The organism is Streptococcus orisratti DSM 15617 (genome assembly GCF_000380105.1).
Lineage (GTDB): Bacteria > Bacillota > Bacilli > Lactobacillales > Streptococcaceae > Streptococcus > Streptococcus orisratti.
Genome location: NZ_KB904492.1, coordinates 1 through 10,879, shown reverse-complemented (window position 1 = coordinate 10,879; position 10,879 = coordinate 1). Strand labels below are relative to the sequence as shown.

Genomic DNA, 10,879 nt, shown 5'->3' with positions numbered 1-10,879 from the left:
TCTAAATCAAGTAGCTCTTTGGCTAAGGTATTACCACCCATGGTCAGTATAGCTTGAATCATGGTTTTCATCGTTAGCTGACTTTTCCGACTAAAATCTTTTTCAGGATGAAGCACAAACTGGTTTGCGGTGGAAACGATGTTGTTAATACTATCAAGTAAATGAGCTTTAATCTGATCTAACATGACTTTTCCCCTTTTATTTTTAGTGTACCATAGAAAAAACTAACCTACCACAAAACGTGATAGGTTAGTTAACTTAATGACATTGTGGCAGAGCCAGTCCATTTCTATTTGTCATGATATGGTTTGATTTTCATTGAGTATTAGTCCAAGGGATCTACAAACCAAATTGTAAATTGAAGAAATTCTTTTTCTTGCTCCAATCGGTAACAAAAACCTTGTTTTTCCAGAATTTGTTTGACCAAGTAAAGTCCTACCCCTGTCCCCCCATCTTCTTTAGCTCTGCTAAAATCTGGACGATAGAACGGAAGAAATAATTTGTCTAGTTCTTCCTTGTCAGGTAAATGCTCTGCTTGATTTTCAATTCGTAGATAATGCTCCGTTAAACTTACTCGGATAGCCCCTCCTTCCTTTGTATAGCGAAAGGCATTATCCAAAAGATTCTTTATTGCTTTTACAAAATAAGTTGAATTAAGGCTGACCCATACTGGCTCAAGATTTACGATGAATTGGTAAGAATGGACTTTTGCAAGTGCCTCATAGGGCGTCAAATACTGCTCTATCAGTTCTTTCAAATCAACTCGCTCTTGCTTAACTTTCAAACTGAGATCCAAATTTGTGGCTTCCAAGATGGAACAAACTAACTGTGATTGCTCTTGCAAAATGTCTCGACATTTCTTCAAATAAGTCTCGTGATCTTTAAACTCTCCGACGTTATAAATCATGCCCTCTACAAGACCTAACATACTAGCAATGGGCGTTTTTAACTCGTGGGCAGTTATTCGCAAAAAATCAGCCTGCTCCTCTTCACGCGCCGCCCTTTTTACATTTTCAGCTCTTAATTCTTCAATACTTGTCAGTAATTTAGAATAAAGATAGTTCACATCCTGTGCCAAGATTGCAATTTCATCTTGACCGCTAACTTGACAAGATATTCCCTCTTCCATCAATTGCATTTGCCTTGCCGTCTGCGAGATGGCCTTGATGCGTTTGGTAGAAAGGTGACTGTAAATATAGGCCACCAAAGTTGACAATAATATAAGAGCCAACAAAATAAAAGGATAAAATGTCACTAAAACTTGACTAACACCAGACAAAGATTGAAAACCATATTCAGCTTGAACAATGTATTTTTCTCCATCAGAACTCGTGATTAATTTTGACCAACTTCCGATTTGATCAAAATTTCCCTTTTCCAAATAATGCTGACTTTGAGCAATAATTTCCTTGTCGGATGCACTAGGATAAACAGCTTCACCCGATGATGTTAACAAATTAAGTAAAATGTTAGGATAACGCTGATCATACTTCTTAAAATTTGAGAGGAGGCTTTCCTTAGATTGCCCATCCAGTTCTTTAACAATCGTGACATAGTCTTTTTTGAGTTCAAGTTGCTTAGCCTGATTATAGTAAATCGGCATGACATAAGCCATAAACCCAAGCAAAATCAAAATCGTTCCCGCAATCAAGCTACTGACAATCAGAAAATTTTTACGAACAATTCCCACACCTATTCCTCCGTAATCTGGTAACCCCGTCCAATAACTGTTTTTAAAGGAAGAGAGGGCATTTTTTTCCGTAAATTCTTCATATGATTATCCAAGACACGGCTATCCAACTCTTCATAACCCCAAATAGCCATCATAAGCTGACTTCTACTTACAATTCGTCCCTTCCTATTAACCAAAAAAAGGAGAATATCATATTCTTTCTTGGTTAAATTGACTTCTTGTCCAGAAATCTTAACTGATCCCTCCTCTGGCAAAATGCTAATATCAGCAACTTCAATAGTCTGTCTAATCGTTTGATGCCGTAAAATATTCTCAACCCGCTTCATCAGAATTAGTGGTGAAAATGGTTTAGTCACATAATCGCTGATTAAATGATTAAAACTAATCAACTGAGTATATTCGTCATCCATAGCTGTCAGCATCATGACAGGAACCTGAGAGGTCCTTCTAATTTCTTTAAGTACTTCAATTCCCGTCATTGATGGAATCATTACATCTAAAATTATCAAATCAAAAGTTTCCTTATAAAAGGCTTCCAAAGCAAGTTTCCCATCAAAAGTGGAGCATACTTGATGACCTTCTTCCCTCAAAAATTCACAAACAACTTGGTTGATAACACGATCGTCCTCAACAACCATTATTTTCGCCATAAAAACTCCCTACAAAACTTTCTTGTTTTATTATAATCTCCGACAGTTCTCTATGCAAGCCGAGAACCTTTGTTAGTGAAACTCTTTTAAAAAAACAGATAAAAAACAGATGAAATTTAGGTCAAATACCATTATCTTTGTTATAATAAAGCTCGACTTATGTATGGTTATAATCATACAAAAACAACTTTTGGAGGAACACATGCTAATTACAGTTATTGTCTGTCTAATTTTTTTGGCTCGGTTACTTTTTTTAAGATTATCACTAAAAAACGAAGCCAATATCCTGAAAAATGGTGGGAGAGAATACGGTCAAAAAAATACTCAAGTACTAACACTACTACATATTCTCTTTTACCTTTCTTGTTTAGTTGAAGCGATTCTTCGTGGACAAAATTTTGACTGGATCAGTACGATTGGACTGGTATTCCTTGCTTTTTCTATTTGGATGTTGTACTTTGTCACACGTATTCTTAAAGGTATTTGGACAGTAAAATTAATGTTGGTAAAGGATCATAAATTTATTGATCACTGGCTTTTTCGTCTAGTAAAACATCCTAATTATTATTTGAATATTATCCCCGAATTGCTTGGTTTGACTCTGCTTTGTCATTCTTATATTAGCTTTAGTCTTCTCTTTCCTTGCTACCTTGTCCTCCTCTGTCGGCGTATTCGTCAGGAAGATGAACTCTTGCGAACCATTATCATTCCTAATGGTATTATTCAAAAATAGAAATTGGTGGTCTCATGAAAGAAAAATTGACATGTCTTAAGTGGTTTGATATTTTAATCCTTACTCTTATCATGTTTGGAGAAGGTATTTACAATTCCACCCTTCAATACATCGCCCTGACAAACCAGACAACGACCCTTGAGGAAAACCTTACCTTTTCTAGTTTCCAAAATTATCAAGCTTTAGTTATTCAGTCAATTTGGCTCTTGCTAGCTTTTCTGTACCTTGTCTTTCGAAACTTTGATTTTTCAGTCTGGACACGTCACATCAAGCTTGAGAAATGGTTAGCTGTAAAGGTTATTAGCTTGTTCTTAATATCAGCACTTGCTATGGATCTTTATTCCTTGATTAGCTACAATTTATCTCCCCTGACACCAAGTTTGTCGCAGATCTTTCCAAAGATCGACCTTTCACTCCTACTTTATTCCTTATTAAACGGTTTTTACGAGGAAATCTTTTTCTTAGGCGTTTGCCTGACCTTTAAACCTCAATATATAAAATGGACTTTTCTATATTCACTAATCATTAGGTGTAGCTTCCACACCTACCAAGGACTTGGAAACGCTCTTGCTCTAGGACTTCTGCTTGGTAGTATTTTCTTCATTTGTTATCAAAAATGGAAACCGCAAAATTTGCTTCCCTTTTTCTTAGCGCATGCTTTAGCAGATATATTCGGACTGACAATCCTGACTTATCTCTTTTACTACTAATAGCAAAATTGAACTAGCTTCTATCTGACAAAAGACTGGGGAAATTTGGAGATAGAGCGACCATCCTGCTGAGCAATAAAATACAGATGAGAGCAACAGTTATCAGGTTAAGTAAATAAAATCATACTCAATGAAAATCAAAAGTAGCCTAGGAAACGAAGCCGACGATAGAACTTGAGTTCATCAAGGCAAGTTGACAACGGATAATTTTGATTTTCGAAGAGTATCAAAATTTTATCATTAGATTGTTTGCTCATGTACTGACCACTTCACAAATAACTTTTTCAGATATATAATAAATAACTATGACATCAGATTGGAGAATTTTATGAAAACTTTTTTGATAAAAAATCGTTCTAACTTTGTTATTTTAGCACTCCTTATACTAAGTATCTCTGGCTTAAACGCTGATATCTCTGAATTGGCAAAAAGTCATGGACACAGTAATCTTTATCCGACCTTTTTTCTAGCAACATCACTAACCTTTATCTATATCGTTCCTTTTGTTTTTCTCACCCTATATTTGAAAAAACGTTTTAACATTCCAAGTCCCGCCTTTTGGATGAGTTGGTTTTTTGGACTTGCCATCCCTGCAAATTTAGGTTCTTTAGGAAACAGTGGTCTCTCCTTCATTCTCTTAAATCTCAACTTGCCAAAAGATTTTATTGATAACTGGGGAGGAGCCCTCACAGCACCTTTCACTGAAGAAATCAGTAAGGGTTTAGTTGTCCTTTTAATCGCACTACTTTTACGACAAATTTCTCTTAAATCAGCGCTAGTTATGGGAATGATTGCTGGAATGGGATTCCAAATTGTCGAAGACCGCTTCTATATTTTCCAAGATCTCTTTCAAAATGATGGCAATGGCTACAGCATGGCTCTTGAACGTATCGCATCAAGTGGCGTTTCCCACTGGGTATTTTCTGGAACTTTTGCACTCGGATTGATCATATTGATGAGTAAAACCACTTCTGTCTCAAAAAAACAGGGAGTATTTTTCCTCTTAGCCCCTGTTGCCATGCACTTTATGTGGAACTCTCCTCTTGATTTTTCAAACATTGATACAGTTTATGGTACCATCAACTGGCTAATCTTACTTTATGCTTTTAAAACAGTTGATGCTTTACCGCCTGAAAAGGCTCTTGTTAATCTGTAATGACATCACAAAAAGGTTTCATTTTCTGAAACCTTTTATTTTTTATAAACAGCAATTTTAATGAATTCAAAGAATTTGCACTCACCAGTATGATGTATTGGCCTAGCTAATATTTTCCATAATCAAGATGGTTTTAGGGATACGAACTGTATTTGAAAAAGACAACTGCTGACAGAATCTAATCTAAAAAAAGATTCTAACCCCAAAAATCTCTTAAGGCTGCAAAAGGATTGTCACCATGACTTTCTTCTTGCTGAGTGAGATAGGTCTTATTTTCGTCAAATTCCATAAATTTCTCATATACAAGAGCAGTCATGCGAGCATCTTCTAAACTGTTATGGCTTCTTCCAGAAATATCTAAGAATTCAGCAACTGTGTGTAACTGTAAGTTTTTGATACCATTCAAATCTGTGCTACGACGACTGAAGGCCTCATCAAATACATCAACCTTATAAAGCGCGGTCAAATCTAAGCCATTTTCAATAAGTAAAGGAAGATCAGACTTATGTGCATTGTAGCCAATCAGAGCTGTCTCACCAACAAAATCTTGAAACTCTGACATAACCTTCTCAATCTTGGGAGCGCCAGCAATTTTCTCTGCTGTAATACCTGTCAGACCATTAATAAATGACTGTAACGGAACGTTGGTATAGACATAGCTATCAAAGCTAGCTGTCTCTACACCAGCTTCAAACTTAACCGCTGATACTTGAATAATATGACTGATGTTATCAACAGTGTTAAACTCTAAATCAAAAGCGATATACTCTTTTAAATTCTCCATTTTTTCTCCTAAAAATTATACTAACAGATATGTTCTTGCATTCCGTTAGAAATAGCAATAGACCTCGAAAATCAAACTCAGGTCTTGTCGACTTAAGTCGATGAGTGTAAAACACCAATAGAATGATACAAGCTGCTACCCAAAAGCTAAAAAGTAGCAGAATTCTACCTACATTTTGTTGATTTTGATTAAATATACCTAGTTGTTACTGTAGGCAGAGATATCGGGACAAAATGTGAATCTTGAAATCTTCATCCTGCCGCCACCTCACCTTACCAACCCGAGACTGTCTATCCACCTTCAATTTACCTATAATATTATAGTCTTTTAGTTTGCTTTTAGTACTAGGCAACGAGCTGCAGGTTGCTAGAACAGCCTCTAGGCTGTTCTAGGTTGGAAATAAGACATGCGAAGCAAGTCACTTTCGTAAAGTACGGCAGAGTGAGTCCAAACAATCCAGTGGAGTGTTTGAAGTTGGAAATAAGGAAACGGAGTTTCCTCTTACGTCGAAGTAATAAAAGATAAACTAATTGACTATAACATCAAAATAACAAAGCCAATACTGATAGACAGTCCACCAAGTCCAAATTAGGACAAATTTTCATAAGAGGAATCAATAGCGTAACATGTGAAAGTGTTGATAAAAAATCGCCAACAGGCCTTTCTAGAACTTGTTGACGAACAGGTGTGTAAGGATTATCCCTAACATCTCAAAAATTATTTTCCAAAAAGGCGCGCAAAGAAACCCTTCGGAACTACTGTTTGTACTTCCTCTTCTACTTTTGTTTGGATTTCTTCAACTTCAGCTTTAGCTTCGTTCAACTCAAGTTGCAGACGCTTGCTGTCTTCCATCGCAGCCAAAGTCAATTGTTGTTGCTGGTCAAGCTGCTTGTCCTTTTCAGCAATCTGCACATCTTTAACACGTAACTGCTCATCTTTGGCAGAAATTTGTTCATCTTTAGCTTTGAGTTGTTCATAAAGACGGGTAATTTCAGTGTTTTTTTCATCCACCAAGATTTCCAAAAGTTCACGTTGCTTAACTTCTTCACTGATGGGCTCATCTTCAAAGATGGTCTTCTTATAATGCTCCTCTAACTTAATCAGACCACTGCGTTTGACAACTGTTACACCTTTATCATTCTTCTCAAGATCTTCTTCTGGTAACATTTTGACGCGATTATTGACAGCCTGACGACTAATCCCTAAAATCTCAGCAATCTCACTAACGGTCTTTTCGATTGACATACTTCCCTCTTCCACTTTGAATTTACTTACCAAAATAGTACCATAATAGGCCTTTTCTGTCAATTTTCCTAAGAAACTTAACTACTGAAAAACATAGATTTATGCTACAATAACATCATGACATATTACGATACCATTATTATTGGAGGTGGTCCTGCTGGCATGATGGCAACCATCTCTAGCGCCTACTATGGACAAAAGTCGCTCCTCATCGAAAAAAATAAACGCCTCGCTAAAAAGTTATCTGGCACCGGCGGTGGTCGCTGCAATGTCACCAATAACGGTAGCCTAGATGATCTTTTAGCTGGCATTCCCGGCAACGGCCGATTCCTTTACAGCGTCTTTTCGCAATTTGACAACCATGACATTATTAACTTTTTCGAGGAAAATGGGGTAGCCCTAAAAGTTGAAGACCACGGGCGCGTTTTCCCAGCGACGGATAAATCACAAACTATCATTGGCGCTCTAGAAACTAAAATCCATGAACTTGGTGCTACTGTCTTGACCAATACAGAAGTTGTCTCTGTCAAGAAAATAAATGACCTTTTCCACATAAAATCAGCAGATAAAGCTTTCACCTGTGGAAAACTCATCGTCACCACCGGCGGTAAATCCTATCCATCCACAGGTTCCACAGGCTTTGGATATGACATTGCGAGACATTTTAATCTATCAGTCACTCCGCTTGAATCTGCGGAAAGTCCTCTTTTGACAGATTTTCCACATAAGGCGTTGCAAGGTATCTCGCTGGATGACGTTACACTTAGCTACGGCAAACACATTATCACCCACGACTTGCTCTTCACTCATTTTGGTCTATCTGGTCCTGCGGCCTTGCGCCTATCTAGCTTTGTCTCTGGAGGCGAAATAGCAGAGCTGGACTTCCTACCTCAAACATCATCTGATGATTTGCACAGCTATTTAACCGAAAACCGTGAAAAATCCATCAAGAACGCTTTGAAGAATCTAGTCCCAGAACGTCTAGCTGACTTCCTAGCTGTGGATTACCCAGAAAAAATTAAGCAGTTATCCCCAACTCAAGAGACTCAACTTGTGGATAAACTCAAAAAAATGCCCATCAAAATCACTGGAAAAATGTCCCTAGCCAAATCCTTCGTTACCAAAGGTGGCATCGATTTGAAAGAAATCAATCCCAAAACTTTGGAAAGTAAAAAAGTCTCTGGGCTTCATTTTGCTGGCGAAGTACTGGACATCAACGCCCATACCGGTGGATTTAATATTACCGCTGCACTCTGTACAGGCTGGGTTGCTGGGAGTGTGCATTATTAAAAATTGAGACTCTCCTTCCCAAGTTAACAAGATATCAATTAGATTTTTTTCTTCTATGTTAAGACAAATATCCAACATCATATACAAACTCTGATAAACTCTAGTTACTCAAAAAATTGTTTGCTAGTCTGTGAAAATTATAACAGTAATTTATTAACTCAGCTTGAATAATCTCAGGTTTAGCTACTACTTTTCATCTGTTTTATTGTCATTAAGCCTAAATATTATTTAATATCTCCTTTATTCAGCAAGAAAAAATTAACTAGTTAATTTTTTCTTGCTTTTATTCCCATAAAGTGTTATGATAAGATTATTAACCAGTTAATTATATTGCAAAGGAGAACTAATGGCTAAAAAATCTAAAATTGCTAGATATGAAAAGCAGTTAAAACTCATCGAACAATATGCTGACCTCCGCCGAGAGCTGAAGGCCAAAGGTGATTATGAGGCACTTCGCAAACTTCCACGGGATTCTAACCCTAATCGCCTTAAAAATCGCGACCGCATTGATGGACGCCCTCACGCTTACATGCGAAAATTCGGTGTTAGTCGTATTAACTTTAGAAATCTCGCTCATAAAGGTCAACTGCCAGGGGTTAAAAAAGCCAGCTGGTAATTATTAACTCTCATTAAAAATAATCTATCGAAAGAAAGACAAGTCTTTATCACAAAAAGAATAGGAATCCCACATGCTGTAAAATAACCACTTGGGATTCCTATTCTTTTTGTCGTTATTTAGTTTATCTTATAAACATAATGACGATTGTCTACGTCCAACAAGGGAAAATCGCTTGGCAGTTCAGGTTTGGAGATTTCTTTGAAGCCAAGATTTTGATAAAATTGCTGAGCTTTAGAAAATACTGAAGTCGTACCGAGATAAATTACTTTCTTATCATGTTTTTGGCAATAAATTATAAAAGTTTTGATTAATTGACGGCCTAGGCCACTTCCACGACAATTTGAAGCTACGAACATCTTTTTGAGAGCGACATTATTATCGGATAGACTGACAAGTCCAATACAGCCGACCACTCGCTTTTTATCATCTAAGGCAATCCAGAATTCCCCCTTCTTATCTTGATAAGAAGCCTTAATATTTAACAAATCAGGTTGTTCCTCAATAGAAATAGGCAAATCAAACTCATCTTGTTGAATAGCCATAATCAAATCAATCACTGCCTGATTGTACTTCTCTTCAAATGGGATAATAGTCATTAGGCATACCCTCCTTTTTTAAAAAATTATTAGGTTCTATTATAGTAAATTTTACTGTAAATGCAATAGTTTTTTGATACAAGTTATCCATTAAAAACATACTAAGATTAGTAGTGAGGAAATCTCTGACGGGAGAAAGTACTCACTACTTTTTCTTTATGATAAAGTAGAAGTGTCTTGTTAAGTCGAAGGGGCTTTTGACGCTAGACGTCGCAATAAAAACTGGCAAGACACCTGTTTTAGAAAGAATGTTATCAAAGTATGTGGGACGGCTAGACGTCGAGTATTGAAAATGACATCTCTAAAACAAGGAATCATTCAAGACAAAGAGGTAATATCATGCGTGCAGTTTTCGGGATTGATGTGAGTAAGGCAAGTTCAGAAGTGGCCATTCTAGTCAACGGCGAGAAGGTTCATGGCTATACCATGCCCAATGATGCCATTGGCTTTGCTCGGCTACTTGGCAATTTGAAAACCGTCCACAAGCCAGAAATCATCTTTGAAGCAACAGGTGTCTATTCTCGTCGTCTTCAAGCTTTTCTAGAAGATAACGGCTATGCTTATACACGACTTAATCCCTTAGAAGCTAAGAAGCAACTGGATAGCTTGCGTGTGCGGAAAACAGATAAGATTGACGCTGAAAAACTGGCTCAATCTCAATTTGTGCTGAATCGTAAACCAACCTATGTCCAAGAAGAAGTCTATCAAGAACTGCGAGATTTAAGTCGATTCTATCAGAACTTAACTGAGGATATTGTTCGGGCTAAAAACCGCCTACACAAGGTCCTACAGGTCACTTTCCCAGAGTTGGAGACTATCTTATCAACGCCAACTGGGGAACAATACGGGAACTTAGTCGTAGCCTTTCCTTGCAAGGACTTCGTGCTTGAGTTAAGCAAGGATAAACTCTCAGAGAGCATTCGTCAGTCCACCTCAAAACGCATATCTGACAAGCGTGTGGCTTACTTAGCCGAGAAGCTGATAGCACTAGCAAATCAGTCTTATTGTGCCGTTAAGAAAACCTCTCCAATGCTGGAAGAAGTCCGTTACTATACAAAAGAATTGCTTAGACTTTCTGAACAGAGACAGGCAGTCTTAGATGAAATGGTGGAACTAGCTCAGCCATTACCTGAATATAACATTCTGCTTTCTATTCCTGGAATAGCTGAGACTACTGCAACAAGTATTATTGGTGAACTGGGAGATATTCGCCGTTTTCAGTCTGCCAATCAAATCAATGCCTTTATCGGTATTGACCTGAGACACTATGAATCGGGTAACTTTCTCGCTAAGGAACACATTACCAAGCGTGGCAATCCCTACGCTAGAAAGATTCTGTTCAAGTGTATCCACAATATCGCTTCAGCCAGTCATACCAATCCTTGCCATATCGCAGACTTTTA

11 protein-coding genes and 1 pseudogene are annotated in these 10,879 nt (G+C 37.4%); 6 read left to right on the top strand and 6 right to left on the bottom strand.

Going from position 1 to position 10,879, the window contains the following annotated elements:
- From A3I7_RS13250 to A3I7_RS0109030, 3 genes and pseudogenes are all read right to left on the bottom strand, one after another.
- Positions 1-185, bottom strand: a pseudogene (locus tag A3I7_RS13250) (IS4 family transposase); the annotation flags it as partial.
- 140 nt (positions 186-325) lie between these two features.
- Positions 326-1,690 carry a sensor histidine kinase gene (locus A3I7_RS0109035; RefSeq protein ID WP_018376465.1) on the bottom strand — a complete coding sequence of 455 codons (1,365 nt, stop codon included), beginning with the start codon at positions 1,688-1,690 and terminating at the stop codon, positions 326-328.
- Positions 1,691-1,692: 2 nt separating this feature from the next.
- Positions 1,693-2,343 carry a response regulator transcription factor gene (locus A3I7_RS0109030; protein WP_018376464.1) on the bottom strand — a complete coding sequence of 217 codons (651 nt, stop codon included), beginning with the start codon at positions 2,341-2,343 and terminating at the stop codon, positions 1,693-1,695.
- A gap of 202 nt (positions 2,344-2,545) precedes the next feature.
- Here A3I7_RS0109030 and A3I7_RS0109025 point away from each other — a divergent pair, with 202 nt between their 5' ends.
- The 3 genes from A3I7_RS0109025 to A3I7_RS0109015 all read left to right on the top strand — a co-directional run bounded on the left by A3I7_RS0109025 (position 2,546) and on the right by A3I7_RS0109015 (position 4,942).
- Positions 2,546-3,076, top strand: a complete 531-nt coding sequence (locus A3I7_RS0109025; protein ID WP_018376463.1) for an isoprenylcysteine carboxyl methyltransferase family protein — start codon at positions 2,546-2,548, stop codon at positions 3,074-3,076.
- Positions 3,077-3,090: 14 nt separating this feature from the next.
- Entirely contained in the window at positions 3,091-3,786 is a 696-nt protein-coding gene (locus A3I7_RS0109020) for a CPBP family glutamic-type intramembrane protease (protein WP_018376462.1), read from the top strand.
- Positions 3,787-4,114: 328 nt separating this feature from the next.
- Positions 4,115-4,942 (top strand): PrsW family intramembrane metalloprotease, encoded by an 828-nt coding sequence (locus A3I7_RS0109015; protein WP_018376461.1) that lies wholly within the window; start codon positions 4,115-4,117, stop codon positions 4,940-4,942.
- Positions 4,943-5,138: 196 nt separating this feature from the next.
- Here A3I7_RS0109015 and A3I7_RS0109010 read toward each other — a convergent pair whose 3' ends face one another.
- Both A3I7_RS0109010 and A3I7_RS0109005 read right to left on the bottom strand, forming a co-directional pair.
- Positions 5,139-5,726 carry a 3'-5' exonuclease gene (locus A3I7_RS0109010; RefSeq protein WP_018376460.1) on the bottom strand — a complete coding sequence of 196 codons (588 nt, stop codon included), beginning with the start codon at positions 5,724-5,726 and terminating at the stop codon, positions 5,139-5,141.
- Positions 5,727-6,443: 717 nt separating this feature from the next.
- On the bottom strand, positions 6,444-6,971 hold the full coding sequence (locus tag A3I7_RS0109005; protein WP_026217210.1) for a DUF536 domain-containing protein: 528 nt from the start codon (positions 6,969-6,971) through the stop codon (positions 6,444-6,446).
- A 117-nt stretch (positions 6,972-7,088) separates the two neighbouring features.
- On the opposite strand from A3I7_RS0109005, the gene aao reads away from it, so the two are divergent.
- Together aao and rpsN are read left to right on the top strand one after the other, a co-directional pair.
- Entirely contained in the window at positions 7,089-8,261 is a 1,173-nt protein-coding gene (aao, locus tag A3I7_RS0109000) for an aminoacetone oxidase (RefSeq protein ID WP_026217209.1), read from the top strand.
- Positions 8,262-8,607: 346 nt separating this feature from the next.
- Complete coding sequence (gene rpsN / locus A3I7_RS0108995; RefSeq protein ID WP_018376457.1) at positions 8,608-8,877, top strand: 30S ribosomal protein S14; 270 nt, start codon at positions 8,608-8,610, stop codon at positions 8,875-8,877.
- A 119-nt stretch (positions 8,878-8,996) separates the two neighbouring features.
- Here the strand turns inward: rpsN and A3I7_RS0108990 are convergent, their stop codons facing one another.
- Complete coding sequence (locus tag A3I7_RS0108990) at positions 8,997-9,476, bottom strand: GNAT family N-acetyltransferase (protein WP_018376456.1); 480 nt, start codon at positions 9,474-9,476, stop codon at positions 8,997-8,999.
- A 339-nt stretch (positions 9,477-9,815) separates the two neighbouring features.
- On the opposite strand from A3I7_RS0108990, the gene A3I7_RS0108985 reads away from it, so the two are divergent.
- Positions 9,816-10,879 (top strand): IS110 family RNA-guided transposase (locus A3I7_RS0108985; RefSeq protein ID WP_018376455.1); only part of this gene is annotated, 1,064 nt, incomplete at its 3' end.

What these genes read in the sequence shown, in the direction of transcription:
- A3I7_RS0109030 (WP_018376464.1), bottom strand. Translation starts at nt 2,343, where the DNA reads ATGGCGAAAATAATGGTTGTTGAGGACGATCGTGTTATCAACCAAGTT.
- A3I7_RS0109025 (WP_018376463.1), top strand. Translation starts at nt 2,546, where the DNA reads ATGCTAATTACAGTTATTGTCTGTCTAATTTTTTTGGCTCGGTTACTT.
- A3I7_RS0109020 (WP_018376462.1), top strand. Translation starts at nt 3,091, where the DNA reads ATGAAAGAAAAATTGACATGTCTTAAGTGGTTTGATATTTTAATCCTT.
- A3I7_RS0109015 (WP_018376461.1), top strand. Translation starts at nt 4,115, where the DNA reads ATGAAAACTTTTTTGATAAAAAATCGTTCTAACTTTGTTATTTTAGCA.
- A3I7_RS0109010 (WP_018376460.1), bottom strand. Translation starts at nt 5,726, where the DNA reads ATGGAGAATTTAAAAGAGTATATCGCTTTTGATTTAGAGTTTAACACT.
- A3I7_RS0109005 (WP_026217210.1), bottom strand. Translation starts at nt 6,971, where the DNA reads ATGTCAATCGAAAAGACCGTTAGTGAGATTGCTGAGATTTTAGGGATT.
- aao (WP_026217209.1), top strand. Translation starts at nt 7,089, where the DNA reads ATGACATATTACGATACCATTATTATTGGAGGTGGTCCTGCTGGCATG.
- rpsN (WP_018376457.1), top strand. Translation starts at nt 8,608, where the DNA reads ATGGCTAAAAAATCTAAAATTGCTAGATATGAAAAGCAGTTAAAACTC.
- A3I7_RS0108990 (WP_018376456.1), bottom strand. Translation starts at nt 9,476, where the DNA reads ATGACTATTATCCCATTTGAAGAGAAGTACAATCAGGCAGTGATTGAT.